At 53.4% G+C, this 19,031-nt stretch carries 14 protein-coding genes; 5 read left to right on the top strand and 9 right to left on the bottom strand.

Annotated features, from left to right (window positions below; all coding sequences use genetic code 11):
- Positions 1 to 142 precede the first annotated feature (142 nt).
- On the bottom strand, positions 143 to 1,207 hold the full coding sequence (gene queA / locus NNO02_RS00635) for a tRNA preQ1(34) S-adenosylmethionine ribosyltransferase-isomerase QueA (protein ID WP_271441096.1): 1,065 nt from the start codon (positions 1,205 to 1,207) through the stop codon (positions 143 to 145).
- Between the two features lie 90 nt (positions 1,208 to 1,297).
- Here queA and acpH point away from each other — a divergent pair, with 90 nt between their 5' ends.
- Together acpH and NNO02_RS00645 are read left to right on the top strand one after the other, a co-directional pair.
- The gene (gene acpH / locus NNO02_RS00640) at positions 1,298 to 1,879 is read left to right on the top strand and encodes an ACP phosphodiesterase (protein WP_271454029.1); all 582 of its coding nucleotides are present in this window, start codon (positions 1,298 to 1,300) and stop codon (positions 1,877 to 1,879) included.
- Between the two features lie 169 nt (positions 1,880 to 2,048).
- Entirely contained in the window at positions 2,049 to 2,651 is a 603-nt protein-coding gene (locus NNO02_RS00645) for a peroxiredoxin (protein WP_003021524.1), read from the top strand.
- A 60-nt stretch (positions 2,652 to 2,711) separates the two neighbouring features.
- Here the strand turns inward: NNO02_RS00645 and NNO02_RS00650 are convergent, their stop codons facing one another.
- The 3 genes from NNO02_RS00650 to NNO02_RS00660 form a co-directional block, all read right to left on the bottom strand.
- Complete coding sequence (locus tag NNO02_RS00650) at positions 2,712 to 4,580, bottom strand: amidohydrolase (RefSeq protein WP_271454030.1); 1,869 nt, start codon at positions 4,578 to 4,580, stop codon at positions 2,712 to 2,714.
- A 21-nt stretch (positions 4,581 to 4,601) separates the two neighbouring features.
- Entirely contained in the window at positions 4,602 to 5,147 is a 546-nt protein-coding gene (locus NNO02_RS00655; protein WP_271454031.1) for an antibiotic biosynthesis monooxygenase, read from the bottom strand.
- A gap of 172 nt (positions 5,148 to 5,319) precedes the next feature.
- Positions 5,320 to 5,961, bottom strand: coding sequence for a hydrolase (locus tag NNO02_RS00660; protein ID WP_101700611.1), 642 nt, complete (start codon positions 5,959 to 5,961; stop codon positions 5,320 to 5,322).
- A gap of 273 nt (positions 5,962 to 6,234) precedes the next feature.
- Here NNO02_RS00660 and NNO02_RS00665 point away from each other — a divergent pair, with 273 nt between their 5' ends.
- On the top strand, positions 6,235 to 7,137 hold the full coding sequence (locus tag NNO02_RS00665) for a LysR family transcriptional regulator (RefSeq protein WP_271441099.1): 903 nt from the start codon (positions 6,235 to 6,237) through the stop codon (positions 7,135 to 7,137).
- On the opposite strand, the gene malZ is transcribed toward NNO02_RS00665, so the two are convergent.
- The 5 genes from malZ to phoB all read right to left on the bottom strand — a co-directional run bounded on the left by malZ (position 7,131) and on the right by phoB (position 14,306).
- Positions 7,131 to 8,948 (bottom strand): maltodextrin glucosidase, encoded by a 1,818-nt coding sequence (gene malZ / locus NNO02_RS00670; protein ID WP_271454032.1) that lies wholly within the window; start codon positions 8,946 to 8,948, stop codon positions 7,131 to 7,133. The two genes, NNO02_RS00665 and malZ, sit on opposite strands and share 7 nt — an antisense overlap.
- Before the next feature lie 140 nt (positions 8,949 to 9,088).
- Positions 9,089 to 10,462 (bottom strand): proline-specific permease ProY, encoded by a 1,374-nt coding sequence (gene proY / locus NNO02_RS00675; RefSeq protein WP_271454033.1) that lies wholly within the window; start codon positions 10,460 to 10,462, stop codon positions 9,089 to 9,091.
- A gap of 81 nt (positions 10,463 to 10,543) precedes the next feature.
- Positions 10,544 to 11,863, bottom strand: a complete 1,320-nt coding sequence (gene brnQ / locus NNO02_RS00680) for a branched-chain amino acid transporter carrier protein BrnQ (RefSeq protein WP_040232748.1) — start codon at positions 11,861 to 11,863, stop codon at positions 10,544 to 10,546.
- Between the two features lie 407 nt (positions 11,864 to 12,270).
- Complete coding sequence (gene phoR / locus NNO02_RS00685) at positions 12,271 to 13,566, bottom strand: phosphate regulon sensor histidine kinase PhoR (RefSeq protein WP_137384654.1); 1,296 nt, start codon at positions 13,564 to 13,566, stop codon at positions 12,271 to 12,273.
- A 50-nt stretch (positions 13,567 to 13,616) separates the two neighbouring features.
- Positions 13,617 to 14,306 carry a phosphate response regulator transcription factor PhoB gene (gene phoB / locus NNO02_RS00690; protein WP_003021496.1) on the bottom strand — a complete coding sequence of 230 codons (690 nt, stop codon included), beginning with the start codon at positions 14,304 to 14,306 and terminating at the stop codon, positions 13,617 to 13,619.
- A gap of 190 nt (positions 14,307 to 14,496) precedes the next feature.
- Here phoB and sbcD point away from each other — a divergent pair, with 190 nt between their 5' ends.
- Positions 14,497 to 15,699, top strand: a complete 1,203-nt coding sequence (gene sbcD / locus NNO02_RS00695) for an exonuclease subunit SbcD (protein ID WP_271454034.1) — start codon at positions 14,497 to 14,499, stop codon at positions 15,697 to 15,699.
- A complete protein-coding gene (sbcC, locus tag NNO02_RS00700; RefSeq protein ID WP_271454035.1) occupies positions 15,696 to 18,839 on the top strand; it encodes an exonuclease subunit SbcC in 3,144 nt (1,047 codons plus the stop codon). The genes sbcD and sbcC overlap by 4 nt, the downstream gene beginning before the upstream one ends.
- The last annotated feature ends 192 nt before the right edge of the window (positions 18,840 to 19,031 follow it).

A 19,031-nucleotide genomic window follows, 5' to 3' on the forward strand; every position in this document is an offset into this window, starting at 1 on the left:
AAAAATATTTTAACCCACTGGCGAAGGCGCAATCGGCGCAGCCAGTTTGGGGGCGACCAGCGCGCAGCCACCGGAGCGTACACGCAGTACGTGAGGATGGCGAGCACTGCCCGCCATCAAAATGGCAAGTGAGATAGCCTTCTCACGGTCGCTCAGAAATAGCCTGCGGATTGTACGTGATAAACATGGCATCACCGTAACTAAAAAAGCGATATTCCGCTTTTACCGCTTCATGATAGGCGTGCATGGTGTTTTTGTAGCCAGCAAAGGCAGAAACCAGCATGATCAGCGTCGATTCCGGCAGATGGAAGTTGGTTACCAACGCGTCTATCACTTTGTATTGATAACCTGGATAGATGAAGATCTGCGTATCGCCGAAGAACGGTTCAATAAGATCGTTTTTGGCTGCCTGCGCTGCGCTTTCCAGTGAACGCACGGAGGTAGTGCCCACGGCAATAACGCGGTTACCGCGCGCTTTTGCCGCCAGCACAGCATCAACCACATCCTGCGGTACTTCCGCGTATTCCGAGTGCATGATGTGATCTTCGATAGTGTCTACACGCACCGGCTGGAATGTCCCTGCCCCCACGTGTAGCGTAACGAACGCCATCTCAATGCCTTTATCGCGCAGTTTGGCCAGCAACGGATCGTCAAAGTGCAGACCCGCGGTCGGCGCGGCGACCGCGCCCGGTTTTTCGCTATACACGGTCTGGTACAGTTCGCGGTCAGCATCTTCATCCGGGCGATCGATATACGGCGGCAGCGGCATATGGCCGATGGCGTTGAGGATATCCAGCACGTTGCGCTCGTCGTTAAACTCAACTTCAAACAGCGCGTCATGGCGGGCGACCATCGTCGCATTAATACTTTCGTCGTCACCCAGCAACAGTTCAGCGCCCGGCTTCGGCGCTTTCGAGGCGCGAATATGCGCCAGAATACGTTTGTCATCCAGCATTCGCTCGACCAGCACTTCAATCTTGCCGCCACTGGCTTTACGACCAAACAGACGAGCCGGGATCACGCGGGTGTTGTTAAAGACCAGCAGATCTCCAGGGTTGAGCTTATCGAGCAAATCGGTGAAAGTACCGTGCGTCAGCGCGCCCGTCGGCCCATCCAGTGACAGCAAGCGGCAACTGCTGCGCTCAGCTTGCGGATAGTGGGCAATCAGGGATTCGGGTAATTCAAAGGTGAAATCGGTAACGCGCATGACACTGACTCAGACTAAAATAAGAGGCGGGTAGTCTAGTGCCGGGGCGTTCTCCCTGCAACCTTTACCCCTCTGGATAAACGTTTAACTATGAATTTTCTTGCACATTTGCATCTCGCTCACCTTGCCGACAGCTCGCTTTCCGGCAATCTGCTGGCCGATTTTGTCCGGGGTAATCCGGAAGCGCTCTACTCGCCTGACGTGGTGGAAGGCATTTTCATGCACCGCCGAATCGACGTAATGACCGATAACCTGCCGCAGGTGCGTGAAGCCAGAGAGTGGTTTCGTAGCGAAACGCGTCGCGTCGCACCGATTACGCTGGACGTCATGTGGGATCACTTCCTGTCTCGGCACTGGTCAGAAATCTCTCCCGATTTCCCGCTGACGGATTTTGTTCGCTACGCGCACACTCAGGTTGCCACTATTCTGCCAGAATCACCGCCGCGCTTTATTAATCTGAACAATTATATGTGGTCAGAGAAATGGCTTGAGCGCTATCGCGACATGGATTTTATCCAGAACGTACTCAACGGGATGGCCAGTCGCCGTCCACGTCTCGATGCTCTGCGTGATTCATGGTACGACCTGGACACCCATTACAATGCCTTAGAAGAGCGCTTCTGGCAGTTTTACCCGCAGATGATGGAACAGGCACGCCGTAAAACGCTTTGATTGCAGCATGCGTTGTAGGGCCGGATAAGGCGAGACCACTATCTGGCGAACATTGATAGTCAAAACCTGTCTCATTGATTGCCAGCGCCTCTTTGTCTTATTGCCAAACACTCTCTATACTGGCCCGCGTTGCGTTCCAAAAACCCCTTAACTTTGCAGGAGAATTTATATGGTACTGGTAACTCGTCAGGCTCCGGATTTCACAGCAGCTGCGGTACTGGGTAGCGGTGAGATTGTTGAAAACTTCAACTTCAAACAGCATACCAACGGTAAAACCACCGTTCTGTTCTTCTGGCCAATGGACTTCACCTTCGTTTGCCCGTCTGAACTGATCGCATTCGACAAGCGTTACGAAGAATTCCAGAAACGTGGCGTTGAAGTGGTTGGCGTTTCTTTTGACTCTGAATTTGTCCACAACGCATGGCGTAACACCCCTGTCGACAAAGGCGGCATCGGTGCAGTGAAATACGCAATGGTTGCTGACATCAAACGCGAAATCCAGAAAGCCTACGGCATCGAGCACCCGGAAGCGGGCGTTGCTCTGCGTGGTTCTTTCCTGATCGACGCTAACGGCGTTGTTCGCCATCAGGTTGTTAACGACCTGCCGCTGGGCCGTAACATTGACGAAATGCTGCGCATGGTTGACGCGCTGCAGTTCCACGAAGAGCACGGTGACGTTTGCCCGGCGCAGTGGGAAAAAGGTAAAGAAGGTATGAACGCGTCTCCGGACGGCGTAGCAAAATACCTGACCGAAAACGTTTCCAGCCTGTAATTGGCACGAATCGAAAAAAGGCCGCAAAAGCGGCCTTTTTTATTGGCACTGACCCGTCCGTTAAAACGCGAAGCAGGAGCAGCCGAGTGCACCCCAGAAGGCCCGGTCATCTGATACCGGTATCCCTGATTTACGCGCAATATCATGCTGATGGCCATGTACACCACAGCTTCCGCAGCACTGATGCATCTGCACCATCGCCCCAACCTTCACGGCAGCTGGCGGTGCTGAGCGATAATGTCCCGGTACTTTCACAACGGGCGACCAGTCAGGGACAACCGGAATCGCTGGGGGGGCCAGCGGGGAGAAATGTCCGGCTGCATAAACTACTTTGCCATCGACAATGGTCATCACTGACTCAATGCCTTTGATCTCTTCTTCCGGCACGCTGAAATAGTCTTTTGACAGCACCACCAGATCTGCCAGTTGATCCTTTTCAATACGCCCTTTCTTCCCCTGCTCGCTGGAGAACCAGGCGCTGCCTGCTGTCCACAGTTCCAGGGCAACATCTCTCGCCAGGCGGTTGTTATCATCGTACATTGCCATACCGCCAACGGTGCGACCTGATACCAGCCAGTACAACGCTGTCCACGGGTTGTAACTTGCCACGCGCGTAGCATCGGTACCCAGGCCAACCGGCACATCAGCCGCCAGCATTTTCGCCACCGGCGGCGTATGTTTCACCGCCTCCTTGCCATAGCGATCGATAAAATACTCGCCCTGGAACGCCATACGGTGCTGAACGGCAATGCCACCGCCCAGCGCTTTTACCCGCTCGATGTTGCGTTCAGTAATCGTTTCGGCGTGATCGAAGAACCAGTGCAGGCCATTGAACGGGATGTCACGGTTCACCTTCTCAAACACGTCGAGCATACGGCTGATGGACTCATCATAGGTCGCATGCAGGCGGAACGGCCAACGATGTTCCACCAGGTGGCGCACCACGCGCTCCAGTTCCTCTTCCATCCCTTCCGGTAAATCCGGACGTGGCTGCAGAAAATCTTCGAAGTCAGCCGCCGAGAAGACCAACATTTCCCCTGCCCCGTTAGCACGATAGAAGTCGGTTCCCTGCCCGGGCTTGAGCATATCCGTCCAGCGCTCAAAATCTTCCACTTCCTGCTTCGGACGCTGGGTAAACAGGTTGTAGGCAATACGCACTGTCATCTGCTGGTTAGCGTGTAGTTGCTCGATGATCTCGTAATCTTCCGGGTAGTTCTGGAAGCCGCCGCCGGCATCGATGGCGCTGGTCAGCCCCAGTCGGTTCAGCTCACGCATAAACTGGCGGGTCGAGTTAACCTGCATCTCCAACGGCAGTTTTGGCCCTTTCGCCAGCGTCGAATAGAGGATCATGGCATTCGGTTTGGCTATCAACATTCCGGTTGGATTACCATTGCCGTCACGCACAATCTCTCCCCCCGCCGGGTCCGGTGTGGCTTTGGTATAGCCAACGGCTTTCAGCGCCGCGCGATTCAACAACGCCCGGTCGTAGAGGTGCAAAACAAATACCGGTGTATCCGGTGCAGCATCGTTCAGTTCTTCCAACGTCGGCATACGGCGTTCGGCAAACTGAAACTCGCTCCAGCCGCCAACCACCCGCACCCATTGCGGAGACGGCGTCCGATCGGCTTGCTCTTTGAGCATGCGCAGCGCATCTGCAAGCGATGGGACCCCTTCCCAGCGTAGTTCCAGGTTGTAGTTCAACCCACCGCGAATGAGGTGCAGGTGTGAATCATTTAAACCCGGGATCACAGTGTGTCCCTGCAGATCGACAATCTGCGTACCATCGGTTGCAAAGCTCATAACCCGATCGTGACTACCCGTCGCGAGGATCTTCCCGTTGGCGATCGCCACCGCCTCTACCTGCGGGCTTTGCTTTTCGAGAGTATGAATTTTTCCGTGAGTCAGAATCAGTGTGGCAGTTTGAGACATAACAATCTCCTGAGAAACCGGTCAGGCTTTTTTCAGCCATCCGGCAAACAGACGGGTTACGATGGGCATCCACAACCAGACCACCAGCGCAACAACACAGGCATCATTAATCAGATGCAGGAGTAACGAGCCTTTCATTGAAGGCAGCAGAATACCGGTCAGCCACGGCACCAGATTGGTACTGGGGAAAATCACCAGCAGCGTTATCAAAAACTGCTTCCAGCGTTTGGGCTGGCGTACATGGGGGGCTGGCGGAGTAAACCAGAAGGCCGCTTCGGTGCGCACTTCTGCTTTATCGCCTTCGGCCAGCAGCGGCGCAATTTCCTCGACCAGCTCCCGGCGTGTATCAGATTGAGTCCAGTTATACAGATGCTCAAGGGTGTCGAAACGGATAATGATGTTCCACAGGTTTTGTCCATCTGTGGGACGAATAACATTCGCCCCAAGATGCCCGGGAAACTCGGCGGCCAGCGGCATGATTTTCCCCAGCCACTGCTCATAACGCTGCGCCTGGTCAGGCCGCAGGGTGTGAGTAATTACCAACGTCACATGTTTGTTCTGCGCCATGAAAGGTTCCTTGCTAAAGGGAAATTGACCTGCTTAAGCCATGAAAGCAATACACAATCATTCGTGAAACATCGAGGTGGCAAGATTGTGTAGCCCTGGCCACTTACATAAGTCAGTGACCAGGGTACGTAAGCTAAGCCAACAAAGAGGCAACATGAAAAATGGCGTGTATTCAGGCTTTACGTTCCGGCGCGCCATGCACCATGGTATATGCGTAATCCACACCCATACCGTAAGCACCGCTGTGTTCACGCACCAAATCCATGACGGCGTCGTAGGTTTCTTTACGTGACCAGTCACGCTGATACTCCAACAACACTTGCTGCCAGGTGACCGGAACGGCCCCTGCCTGCACCATGCGATCAATCGAACGTTCATGAGCATCCACAGACGTACCACCGGAGGTATCAGTCACGACATACACTTCATAGCCCGCTTCCAGCGCCATTAACGCCGGGAAAGTCAGGCAGACTTCGGTCCACAACGCGGAAATAATCAGTTTTTTACGCCCGGTCGCTGCTACCGCCTTAACAAAGGCTGCATCTTCCCAGGAGTTCATAGACGTACGTTCAATCGGTTTCACATCAGGATGAACGGCTAACAATTCCGGCCAGATATATCCGCTAAAACTTTTCGTTTCCACTGAAGTATAAATTACTGGAACATTGAATATTTTCCCGGTTTTAGCTAATGCAACGGTATTATTCTTCAATGTCTGGCGATCAATATTCGCCACACCAAATGACATTTGCGGTTGATGGTCAATAAAAATCAGCGTGGAGTTTTGAGGGTCAATCAGTTCCCGAATAGACATATCATACCTTCTTAATCAATAAGTTAAAAGGCAACGGTCTGTATCTGCCGTCAGCAGCAGGATCCTGAATCAGAAAGCTTGTTGAGTATAGCGGGAAATTTCTAACGAGTTATTAAAGAAAACTTACCATCCCGTGAAATTAATTATTTCACGTTGCGATATATCCCGGTCATCATCAAAAAAATACACATGACTCATCTAATTTATTCACTGGCATTGTTTTTCGTCGTTCGGTACAACAGAGGGGTTTAATTATCAGGATATTTTCTGCTTATGCGCCTCAATCTGGATGTTCTGCTGATCCTCGATGCTCTCGACAAACACGGTTCTTTTGCCGCAGCGGCCGAATCGCTATTTAAAACACCTGCAGCACTCAGCTATATGATTCAGAAGCTGGAAAGCGATCTGAACATCGAGTTGCTTGACCGTTCCGGACACCGGGCAAAATTCACCGACACCGGACGGATGATGCTGGAAAAGGGGCGTCTGCTGCTGAGTGCGGCAAAAGATCTCGAAAAGCAAGCAATACAGCTAAGTTCCGGCTGGGAAAAGGAGCTGGCAATCGCGCTCGATGACTCCTTCCCCTTTGCCACATTACTACCCATTATTGATGAATTTCATGCACTTAATAAACAAACTCGTCTCAACTTCACCCACCATACGCTGGCGGGTTCATGGGAAGAACTGACCCATAACGGAGCGGATATTATCCTCGGCGCAATTAATGAACCGCCCACATCCGCCGCCTGGTCCTACAAAATGCTCGGCACGCTGGACAATGTCTTTGTCGTCGCCCCAGGACACCCGCTGGCGAGCGTGCCTGATGACCTGACGAACGAGCAATTGTGCCTGCACCGGGCGATTGTTATCAGCGACAGCGCTCGCTTTTGCCATCCGTTACAGACCAACCTGATGGATGAACAGGCGCAGATTCGCGTCGATGATTTCCACAGCAAGGTGATGCTGTTGCGGGCGGGAATGGGTTGCGGATTTCTCCCCCGCCACATTGCCAGCCCATGGATTGCCAGCGGTGAACTGGTAGAAAAAACGGTTATCTCATTTCGTCAAAAAGACGTCGCCTATATGGCATGGCGCAATAGTAGCGAAGGACTGGCGCAGCGCTGGTGGCGAGAAACGCTGCTGGCCAGTGAGGAAATCGCGCGCTTGTATCAATGACTCATCCAGACTGAAGCCGATATTGCGGGCAGCGTCAGGATATCATCGACGAGTTGGCCTTTGCCCTCTTTGTGTTGCCATTGACCGACATAGAGCAACGGTGAGGCTGGCAGCACGACTTCACAAGCGTGACCGCGATTGATCGCCACCAACACGCGCTGGCGGTTCAGTACCCGCACAAACACCACCACGTTGTCCTCGGCATAAATCACCTGACAACCGCCATGGCGTAACGCCTGGCTCTGGTGGCGTAATTTTGCCAGTCGCTGATACAACGCCAGCAGGTTAGCGTCCTGATGTTCAGGCTGCCACGGGAACGTCTTGCGGCAAAACGGATCGTTATTCCCGTCCAGCCCCACTTCATCACCGTAGTAAATACAAGGCACGCCTAGCCAGGTAAACAACCACACCACCGCCAGCGGTAAACGCGCCACGTCTTTGCCAAGCAAGGATTTAAAACGGGCGGTATCGTGGCTGTCGAGCTGATTGAACATCCGCAGCTGCTGCTGGTGCGACAGGCCCGCGCGGTAGTTATCCATCCACGCCATACAGGTCTGGGCGTCAATCGACTGCGGATCGTAAGAGATATCAGTATTCGCAAGAAAGCCCCAGACAGGAAAGGTAAAGCCGCGATAGTTCATAGCAGCATCTTCAGCATCAGCCTGTAGCCACTGACGGGCATCGCCGAAATGCTCACCCACCACATACGCTTCTGGCCGGGTTTCCTTCGCCGCCAGCGTAATTCCGGCGACATGCTGCAAGTTGTTACGTGCGCCACCCGCCTCGCCCAGCATATGCACGACATCCAGTCGCCAACCGTCCATACTCCACGGTGCTTTTAGCCAGTGGCGAACAATACTGTCTTCGCCACGATAAATTTCATTCACCAGGCTTTCAGAGGAAAAGTCCAGTTTGGGTAGGCTTGAGTACCCCAACCAGTCCAGCGCAACCCCATCATCAGAGAAATGGTACCAGTCGCGCCAGGGGGAATCCGGATGATGACACGCTCCATCCGTCCCGCGATTATGCCGGTCAAACCAGGCATGTGAGTCGCCGCTATGGTTAAAAACACCGTCCAGAATCAGGCGCATCCCCTGCTGTTGCGTATTCTGCCGCAAGCGCAGCAACGCCCGATCGCCGCCAAACTGCGGATCAACATGGCGATAATCTTCAGTATCGTATTTATGTACACTTGGTGCAGTAAATACCGGATTCAGGTACAGCGCCGTGACTCCTAACGCCTTCAGATACGGTAGTTTCTCGCTGATACCGTCCAAATCTCCGCCATAAAACGTCGAACCACCGGCCTGAGCAGTGAGCGGTTCATCCCAGTCACGTCGCACAATATCCTGTCCGGCGGCGTGATGGTAATACACATTATCCTGGCCTGCATCGCGCGACAGGCTGCGGGCAAAGCGATCCGGGAAAATCTGATAAAAAACCTGATCGGCCACCCATTGTGGACCATTATCCGGCACATCGACGGCAAACTGCTCCAGACGCGCAGGCGGAAAGCGGTTGAATCCCTGCGGGGTGAACCACAACTGGCGATCGAGCCACAGTAATTTAAAGCTATAGCGTCGACGGGGCTGCCCGCGGGTAAGATCGATCGCCGCGCGCCACACGGTGACACCTGGGTGCGGTTGACTACGCTGCTTGTGCATAGCTAGCGAAATCTCTTCGTTATCGTTTTCTGCGCGTAACGTCACCCGCTGAGGAGGATTTTCCCCTGCCAGCCATAACGTAATCGTCAGTTGATCTTTGTTTTGCTTCACAAATGGGGCAACCGGAAGGTGCCAGGCGTTCAACATCACGTATCCCCTTTGATGATAATGACGACACCTTGCCATAGCGAAGTGCAGGATCACTCATCATCTTAACGTTTATTAGGGGAGGAGTTCGGGGGAGGAGATGTTGCCGGGCGTCGACACTGTCTTACCCGGCAAACAAATTACTGTACTTCTGCCAGTTGACGCTCACGGCGGCGTTTGAATACCCAACCTGCCAGCAGCAGGAGAATCCACGCAAAACCGACGTACAGCGAAATACGGGTATCCGGATGATAGCCGATAAGCGCAATGATAAAGACCAGGAAAATCAGGCCAACAACGGTCGTCGTTACCCCACCCGGTACTTTAAACTTCAGCGCGTTGACTTCTTCCGGCGGCAGTCGACGACGGAAAGCAATCTGCGACAGCAGGATCATGATCCACACCCAAACCGTGGCGAACGTTGCCAAAGAGGCGATCACCAGGAAGACGTTTTCCGGCATGATGTAGTTAAGATACACCGCAAACAGCAGCGCGATGGTCATCACCATCACCGTGACCCACGGCACGCCGCGGCGCGAGGTTTTGGCGAACATTTTCGGGGCACTGCCCTGCTCCGCCATGCCGTGCAGCATACGGCCTACACCGAATACATCAGAGTTAATGGCTGACAGCGACGCAGTCAGAACCACAAAGTTGAGAATGCCCGCCGCAAAGGTAATGCCCATGTGCTGGAATGTCATAACGAACGGGCTGCCGTCTGTGCCGACCTGGTTCCACGGGTAGATAGACATAATGACGAACAGCGTCCCCACATAAAACACCAGAATGCGCATGGGGACAGAATTGATGGCGCGCGGAATAGATTTTTCCGGGTCTTTTGCTTCACCCGCGGTAATACCAATAATCTCAATCCCGCCGTAGGCGAACATCACCATTTGCAGCGACATCACCATCCCGAGCCAGCCGTTGCTGAAGAACCCGCCGTTGCTCCACAGGTTATGGATGCCGGTCGGTTGCCCACCGTTGCCAATCCCCCAAATGATAATGCCGAAACCAGCAACAATCATGATGATGATGGTGGCGACTTTGAAGAACGAGAACCAGAATTCCAGCTCACCAAACACCTTCACGCTCATCAGGTTGATAGCGCAGATAATCAGCACGACGCTGAGTACCCAAATCCAGTGCGGTACGGCCGGGAACCAGACGCCCATATAAATACCGAAGGCTGTCACATCGGCAATGGCGACAATCAGGATTTCAAAACAGTAGGTCCAGCCGGTAATGTAACCAGCCAACGGTCCAAGGTTTTCCTGCGCATAGCGCGAGAAAGAGCTGGCTGCGGGGTTATGGACTGACATTTCGCCCAGCGCACGCATAATAATGTACGCCGCGACGCCACCGATAATATAGGCCAACAACACGCTCGGCCCCGCCATTTTGATGGCATCGGCTGAACCGTAGAACAGCCCGGTACCAATTGCTGAACCTAATGCCATAAAGCGAATGTGCCGGGTGCTCAGCCCACGCTTTAGCTTGTTATTACTTTCCATCGATTCCTAACCTGTTAACACAATAAAAAAACCACGGGGCCATATTAATAGCCCCGTGGTTAAAACTTATTGTCAGTGATATTAGTGTGCGCTGGAGGTCACTTGTCGACCCGCTGCGCGATCCCAGATAACGGCCAGGACCACCATCACGACTGTTGGCATCAACCACGCCAGCCCTTGTTCTGCCAGCGGTAAACGCTGGGTCCAGGCTGGTAAGACATCGCCAATTGCAGAAGCTTTAATGCCATCAAGGATACCAAAAATCAGGCTGATAAACATCGCAGGTGCAATGACGCGGGAAGAATTATGCCACCATGAGCGGGTAAAGCTTAATACAACCAGTGCGATACATGGCGGATAGATAGCCGTCAGCACCGGAATAGAGATCTGAATCAGATGGCTCAGGCCCAGGTTAGAGACCACCATCGAGAAGCCGCCAAGGATAAACACCAGCGTACGATAAGACAGTGGAACATACTGTGCGAAGAACTCAGCGCACGCACAGGTCAGGCCAACCGCAGTGACCAGACAAGCGATGAAAATCAACGCCGCCAGCAGGAAACTGCCTGCACCACCGAAGGTGTGCTGAACATACGCATGCAGAATTGCCGCGCCGTTAGCAGATTGATCGACCAGCGTCGCACTGTCTGAACCCAGGCGGAACAACGCGAGGTACAGCAGCGTTAAACCCACGCCCGCCATCAGACCCGCCCAGACGGTGTAACGGGTCAACAGACGCGCTTCGGTAACGCCACGCGAACGAGCTGCGTTCACAATAACAATACCAAATACCATCGCACCCAGCGTATCCATCGTCAGATAGCCGTTCACAAAACCATTCGAGAAAGCTGCGTTTTGATAGGCTTCCATCGCATTGCTGATAGGGCCCGCTGGCCAGACAATCGCCGCCACGGAAAGCACAACCAGTGCCAGAATTTTCAACGGAGCAAGGAAGTTGCCCACGGTATCCAGCAGTTTGCCGGGATACAGTGACACCAGAATCACAATCGCGAAGTACACCACGCTGTAGATGAACAGCGGCAGCGCGGAATCACCGGTCAGCGGCGCAATCCCAACTTCGAACGAAACCGTTGCGGTACGCGGCGTGGCGAATAACGGCCCCACGGCCAGATAGCAGACGGTAGCCAGCAGCAGACCGGCAACTTTACCGATAGGCGTGCTCAGGCTGTCCACGCCCCCGCCCACTTTCGCCAGTGCGACCACGGTAAGTACCGGAAGGCCTACGGCGGTAATCAGGAAGCCAAAGGCTGCGGTCCAGACGTGTTCGCCTGCCTGCAAACCAACCATTGGGGGGAAAATAATGTTACCTGCACCAACGAACAGTGCAAATGTCATAAATCCCAGAGCGATAATATCGCGCGATTTTAACTGATGGGTCATAAAGTCTTACTGCCTGTGGATGTGGTGTTGAAAACGTTTAATTTTCTGCCTTTCCCTGCGGGATGATACAGCGGCATTTTTAAGCAATTCCAGCGGGAAATTCTCCCTGCCTGGCGCGGCGAAGAATAGTTTTTCGATTTACCGCGTAAATGCAGTCGGTATGACAGCATTTGATGCGCAATTTAAACGCTTATAACGTTTTAAAGCAAGGTGGGATCTAAAAACCAGAACAATATAGCGATATGAAAAATTGAGCTAGCACAAAACACCATTCCCGGGAAAAAGACATGGGTAATCATGCGAACAAAAAACAATCAAACGTCGTAAAATTCAGGATCTATTTATTGACTACCACAAAAAAAGCCAGCTTGCGCTGGCTTTTGGAAAGATAAGCTTACGAATACGTTTCAACCGTTATTTTTGGCAATTAAACGTTCCGCGAGCACAAAACTAAATCGTGTCCCTTTGCCTGGGGTGCTGTCGATATTCAAACGGCTGTCGTGATGATGCAGGGCATGCTTCACAATCGCCAGTCCTAATCCGCTCCCCCCCGTTTGTCGGGATCGTGCTTTATCTACACGATAAAAACGCTCAGTCAGACGTGGAATATGCTCAGCAGCAATCCCCGGACCGTTATCTTCCACGCTAAACTCCGCTCCCGACGCCACATGCTGCCAGCGTACGGTAATATGCGTTCCCGCAGGCGTGTGATTCACTGCGTTATACACGAGGTTTGAGATTGCGCTACGCAGTTGTTCTTCGTTGCCCCGCACATTCAGTTGGCTATCAACGTCAAAAGTAAACGTGTGTTTATGCTGGCTCAGCGTCTGTGCTTCGTGTTCAACCACGCGCAGCATCATCGGCACATCCACCTTTTCATTGAGCATCATCGCCGGTGCGGCTTCAATTTTCGACAGTGTCAGCAACTGCTTCACCAGCCCTTCCATACGGTAGGTTTGCTCACGCATGGTATGCAGCGCTTTTTCTCGCGTCGTCCCTTCCAGCGGGTGCTCCTGCATCATCTCCAGATAACCTTGCAACACCGTCAGCGGCGTGCGCAGCTCATGGCTGGCGTTGGCGAAAAAGTTACGTCGGGAACCTTCCAACTGGTGCATCTGCGTAACATCACGCGCCACCATCAGCAATTGCTTATCGGTGTAGGGCATTACACGAATTTCCAGATGCCGTCCGGTGTTGAGTACCAGATTAATTGGCCGACTAAAGTCGCGTGTTTTCAGATACAGCGTAAATTCCGGATAGCGCAGCAGGTTAAGAATGTTTTGCCCGCTATCATCCGGCCAGCGTAACCCTAAAACCTGCTGTGCCAGTCCGTTACACCAGAAAATCCCGCCTTCTTCAGTGGTCAGTACCACTGCGTCGGGCAGAGATTCGGCACCGCTGCGAAAGCGTTTAATGAGGTTGCCCAATTCGCGACGGCGCTTTTTGTTACGCAACTGCATTTGATGCAGGCCGTAGAGCAGTGGCTCCCAACTGCCACGACCCGGTGGAGGCGTCATACTCCTGTCGACCCACAGCCACCAGGACAAACGCAATAAATTCCAGAAATGCCAAATAAGCAGGCCCGTTACCGACGCCAGTAAAAACCAGGGTAGATAACCAAAAAAAGCGCTAAGGATAAACGCCGGTATGCAGCAAAGGATCAGCTCCAGTACCAGCCTTTTCCATGACAATCGTTCAAGCAAACGTCTTACTCCATTTACAGCCTAATCCCTCAGGCTCTTATTACCTGCACTCAGAAGCGGGTCGAAAAGCGATATCCCGTCCCGCGAACCGTCTGCACCATACGATCGTGTCCGCTATGCTCCAGCGCTTTACGCAACCGGCGAATATGCACATCGACCGTCCGGTCCTCGACATATACGTTGGTTCCCCACACATGATTGAGTAATTGCTCGCGGCTGTAGACACGCTCAGGATGGGTCATAAAGAAATGGAGCAATTTGAATTCGGTAGGTCCCATATCCAGCGGGTCCTCACCGGTCATCACACGGTGCGAGGTAGGGTCAAGACTCAGCCCTTGCATCTCGATAACCTCTTCCACCGCCATGGGGGAAATACGTCGTAAGACGGCTTTAATACGCGCCACCAGCTCCTTCGGAGAGAACGGCTTAGTAATATAGTCATCCGCGCCGGTTTCCAGACCCCGTACACGGTCTTCTTCTTCACCGCGCGCCGTCAGCATCATCACGGGGATATCCCTCGTCATCGCTTCCCGCTTGAGGTGTTTAATAAACTGTAGACCCGAGCCGCCGGGAAGCATCCAGTCAAGCAGGACGAGATCCGGCCAGGGTTCATTAAGTTGGTTCACAGCACTGTCATAGTCTTCGGCTTCTACGGGTTGAAAACCGTTTTGCTCGAGCACGAAGCAGACCATTTCACGAATTGGAGCTTCATCTTCTACGACCAGAATACGTCTCGCCATGATTTGCCCTGTTTATAATTAAATCGTTTGCCATCAATACCGTGGCATTATGCGTCACTTTTATGACAGATTTATGAAAAGATAGTCCAGGTTTAACGCAGCCAGGCGAATTATGACAGCCCGGAAACAAGATATTACCGCCCTTGCAAGGTTATAATCTCCGCCATCGTTTTTTTGTCATGGAACTCTTATGCGCATCCTCCACACGTCTGACTGGCATCTGGGCCAAAATTTCTACAGCAAGAGCCGCGCCGCTGAACACCAGGCCTTTCTCGACTGGCTGCTGGAAACGGCACAATCCCATCAGGTGGATGCCATTATTGTGGCAGGCGATATTTTTGATACCGGTTCACCGCCAAGCTACGCCCGCGAGCTGTATAACCGTTTTGTTGTCAATCTACAGCAAACGGGCTGTCATCTGGTCGTGCTGGCAGGAAACCATGACTCCGTTGCCACACTCAATGAATCCCGCGATATTCTGGCGTTCCTCAATACCACCGTCGTGGCCAGCGCGGGCCACACGCCGCAAGTGCTCCCTCAACGCGACGGCACGCCGGGCGCGATCCTCTGTCCGGTTCCTTTTTTACGTCCACGTGACATCATTACCAGCCAGGCGGGGCTAACCGGTCACGAAAAACAGCAGCATTTATTAGGTGCAATCACCGACTATTACCAACAGCAATATCAGGACGCCTGCGCGCTGCGTGGCGACCAGAATCTGCCGATTATTGCGACAGGGCATCTGACCACCGTCGGCGCCAGTAAAAGTGACGCCGTACGTGATATTTATATTGGGACGCTGGATGCTTTTCCGGCACAAAACTTCCCACCAGCGGATTACATCGCGCTGGGACATATTCACCGGGCACAGGTCATCGGCGGTACAGAACATATTCGCTATTGTGGCTCGCCAATTGCACTCAGTTTTGACGAGTGCGGCAAAAGCAAATGTGTCCACCTGGTGAGCTTTGAAAACGGTAAGCTGAGCGCCGTTGAAAACCTCATCGTGCCAGTAACCCAACAGCTTGCCGTGTTGAAAGGCGATTTAGCGACAATTAGCGCACAGCTGGAACAATGGCGTGGCACGCATCATGAACCGCCGGTGTGGCTAGATATAGAAATCGCGACCGATGACTATCTGCACGATATGCAGCGCAAAATCCAGGCCCTGACCGAAGACTTACCGGTAGAAGTCTTATTGGTGCGGCGTAGTCGTGAACAACGCGAGCGCATCATGGCCAATGAACGGCGCGAAACGTTGAGTGAATTGAGCGTGACGGAGGTGTTTGACCGCCGTCTGGCACTGGAAGAACTCGACGATCCACAGCGTGAGCGTCTGAATCACCTGTTTAGTACGACCTTACACACGCTCGCCGGGGAGACCGAAGCATGAAAATTCTCAGCCTGCGTCTGAAAAACCTCAACTCCCTGAAAGGGGAATGGAAAGTTGATTTCACGGCAGAGCCTTTTGCCAGCAACGGGCTATTTGCCATCACCGGTCCAACCGGTGCCGGGAAGACCACCCTGCTGGACGCCATTTGCCTCGCGCTGTACCACGAAACACCACGACTCAATACCGTCTCGCAGTCGCAAAATGACCTGATGACCCGCGACACGGCGGAATGTCTGGCCGAAGTTGAATTCGAAGTCAGAGGCGAAGCCTATCGCGCATTCTGGAGTCAGAACCGCGCGCGCAATCAACCGGAAGGTAACCTGCAGGTTCCGCGTGTCGAACTGGCTCGCTGCGCGGATGGCAAAATTCTCGCCGATAAAGTTAAAGACAAGCTGGAAATCACTGCCGAACTTACCGGACTGGACTACGGACGCTTTACCCGTTCTATGTTGCTGTCTCAGGGGCAGTTCGCGGCTTTTCTCAATGCCAAACCGAAAGAACGCGCCGAGCTATTGGAAGAACTGACGGGGACCGAGATTTATGGACAAATCTCCGCCATGGTGTTCGAAAAACATAAAGCGGCGCGCACAGAGCTGGAAAAGCTACAGGCGCAGGCCAGCGGTGTTGCCCTGCTCGCCGCAGAGCAGGTACAGTCCCTGACAGAAAGTTTGCAGGTACTTACTGACGAAGAGAAACAGTATCTTACCCGTCAGCAAATCCAGCAACAGCATCTCAATTGGCTCATCCGACAAAATGAGCTTCAGGCAGAAGTAAGCCGCCACCAGCAAACCTTACAGACCGCAAAAGAGGCGCAAGAAAAAGCACAACCGCAGCTGGCGACACTTAGCCTGGCACATCCCGCCAGAGCGTTGCGTCCGTACTGGGAGCGAATTCAGGAACAATCCGCCACGCTAAGCCGAACACAACAGAATATTCAGGAAGTGAATACTCGCTTACAAAGCAGCTTAGCGCTGCGTGGGCGCATCCGTCAGCAGGCACAAAAACAGTCGACAACCCTGCTCACCGAACAGCAGACGCTAACCGACTGGCTGAACGAACATGACCGTTTCCGCTTGTGGAGCAGCGAACTGGCGGGATGGAAAGCGCTATTGGCACAGCAAGCTGACGCTAACGAGCAGTTACGTCAGTGGCAAAAACTCCGCGACAGCGACGTACGCAAGCTGGATGCACTGCCACTTCCCTCGCTGGCCCTTAGCGCGCAAGAGGTCACGGTAGCGCTGGCGCAGCACGCACAGTTGCGCCCAATACGCCAGCAACTGAGCAATCTGCATGGACAAATTGCGCCGAAACAAAAACAGCTGGTACAGCTACGTACCGCAATTCAGCAGCGCCAGCAGGAGCAAGCGCAACGCAACGCGGCCCTGGCCGAAAAACGTCAGCGTTATAAAGATAAAAATCAGCATCTGACTGATGTAAAAACGCTCTGCGAGCAGGAAGCACGGATTAAAGATCTGGAAAGCCAGCGTGCTTTACTGCAATCCGGACAGCCTTGTCCGCTTTGTGGCTCCACGACGCATCCGGCCATTGAGCACTATCAGACTCTCGAACTGAGCGTCAATCAGTCGCGGCGTGAGGCATTAGAAAAAGAGGTCAAAACGCTGGCCGATGAGGGGTCAACGCTACGCGGACAGCTCGACGCGATAACCCAACAGCTACAGCGCGATGAACGCGAGGTACAGACGCTTTCTCAGGAGGAGCAAGCACTTACTCAAGAGTGGCAGGCGCTGACTACCCGTCTGAACATAACGTTACAACCGCAGGATGATATCGCCCCCTGGCTTGCAGCCCAGGAGGAACACGAACAACAGCTTCACCAGTTGAGCCTGCGTCATACCCTGCAGGCACAAATTACTGCGCATTCCGAACAGATAATCCAGCTTCAGCAGCATATTGAACAGCGGCAGACGACGCTTCTGGCTGAATTAGCCCGCTACGGTCTGTCACTTCCTGCCGATGACGAGATCACCGCCTGGCTTAACGCACGTGCGGGCGAAGCGCAGGTGTGGCAACGTCGCCAGAATGAGCTGACCGAGCTCCAGGCGAAAATGGCACAGCTTGTACCATTGCTGGAAACATTGCCCGAAACCGGCACAAATGAAGAAACAACAGAAAGCCTGGCGCTGGAAAACTGGCGGCAGGTGCACGATGACTGCCTCTCATTACAGGGCCAGTGGCAGTCGCTGCAACAACAGGAAGCACAGGAAGCGCAACGCGCAGCAGAAATTCAGGCACAGTTTGATAGCGCATTGCAGGCCAGTGTTTTTGACGATCGCGACGCCTTCCTTGCCGCCCTGCTGGATGAAGAAGCATTTAACCATCTTGAGCAGCTTAAGCAGTCGCTGGAAGGCCAGCTACAACAAGCGCAAACGCTGCTTAACCAGGCTCAGCAGGCGCTGGCAACGCATCAGCAGCAACCGCCTGTCGGCGCGGATCTCACACTCACCGTGGACTATCTTCGCGATGCACTGGCACAGCTCACGCAACAACTGCGGGACAACACTACGCGCCAGGGCGAAATTCGCCAGCAGCTCAGGCAGGATGCCGAAAACCGCCAGCAGCAGCAGACCCTGATGCAAGAGATTGAAAAGGCCTCACTGCAGGTCGAAGACTGGGGCTACCTGAATGCGCTGATCGGCTCGAAAGAAGGTGATAAATTCCGCAAATTTGCCCAGGGACTGACGCTGGATAACCTGGTCTGGTTGGCCAACAATCAGCTGACCCGCCTGCACGGTCGCTATCTGTTGCAACGCAAGGCCAGTGAGGCGCTGGAACTCGAAGTGGTGGATACCTGGCAGGCCGATGCCGTGCGTGATACCCGCACGCTCTCCGGCGGCGAGAGCTTCCTCGTGAGCCTGGCGCTGGCGCTGGCGCTGTCCGACCTGGTCAGTCACAAAACACGCATTGACTCTCTGTTCCTCGATGAAGGTTTCGGCACGCTGGACAGCGAAACGCTGGATACCGCCCTCGACGCGCTGGATGCCCTGAACGCCACCGGCAAGACCATTGGCGTCATCAGTCACGTCGAAGCGATGAAAGAACGGATTCCGGTGCAGATCAAGGTTAAAAAAATCAACGGATTAGGTTACAGCAAACTCGATAAGATGTTTGCGGTGGAGTAATCAACCAACGGATGTGGTTTCACGGGCCGGATATGCGTAAGCATCATCCGGCATAATACATAGCACGATCGTGAATACACAAAGACGGATATGAAATGGCAATCCCTTTTTCTTATCCGCAAGCTATCCCTTTATTGGCGGCGAGCATTCGACGCTGTGGCGCACATCCTGCGTCTTTATTGTTGGCAGGTA

The sequence above is a fragment of the Citrobacter sp. Awk 2 genome (assembly GCF_028069815.1).
GTDB lineage: Bacteria > Pseudomonadota > Gammaproteobacteria > Enterobacterales > Enterobacteriaceae > Citrobacter.

Excerpts from the sequence above, each read along its gene's own strand:
- malZ (WP_271454032.1), bottom strand. The coding sequence starts at position 8,948 with ATGTTGAACGCCTGGCACCTTCCGGTTGCCCCATTTGTGAAGCAAAAC.
- brnQ (WP_040232748.1), bottom strand. The coding sequence starts at position 11,863 with ATGACCCATCAGTTAAAATCGCGCGATATTATCGCTCTGGGATTTATG.
- acpH (WP_271454029.1), top strand. The coding sequence starts at position 1,298 with ATGAATTTTCTTGCACATTTGCATCTCGCTCACCTTGCCGACAGCTCG.
- proY (WP_271454033.1), bottom strand. The coding sequence starts at position 10,462 with ATGGAAAGTAATAACAAGCTAAAGCGTGGGCTGAGCACCCGGCACATT.
- phoB (WP_003021496.1), bottom strand. The coding sequence starts at position 14,306 with ATGGCGAGACGTATTCTGGTCGTAGAAGATGAAGCTCCAATTCGTGAA.
- queA (WP_271441096.1), bottom strand. The coding sequence starts at position 1,207 with ATGCGCGTTACCGATTTCACCTTTGAATTACCCGAATCCCTGATTGCC.
- NNO02_RS00655 (WP_271454031.1), bottom strand. The coding sequence starts at position 5,147 with ATGGCGCAGAACAAACATGTGACGTTGGTAATTACTCACACCCTGCGG.
- NNO02_RS00660 (WP_101700611.1), bottom strand. The coding sequence starts at position 5,961 with ATGTCTATTCGGGAACTGATTGACCCTCAAAACTCCACGCTGATTTTT.
- sbcC (WP_271454035.1), top strand. The coding sequence starts at position 15,696 with ATGAAAATTCTCAGCCTGCGTCTGAAAAACCTCAACTCCCTGAAAGGG.
- NNO02_RS00665 (WP_271441099.1), top strand. The coding sequence starts at position 6,235 with ATGCGCCTCAATCTGGATGTTCTGCTGATCCTCGATGCTCTCGACAAA.
- sbcD (WP_271454034.1), top strand. The coding sequence starts at position 14,497 with ATGCGCATCCTCCACACGTCTGACTGGCATCTGGGCCAAAATTTCTAC.
- NNO02_RS00645 (WP_003021524.1), top strand. The coding sequence starts at position 2,049 with ATGGTACTGGTAACTCGTCAGGCTCCGGATTTCACAGCAGCTGCGGTA.
- NNO02_RS00650 (WP_271454030.1), bottom strand. The coding sequence starts at position 4,580 with ATGTCTCAAACTGCCACACTGATTCTGACTCACGGAAAAATTCATACT.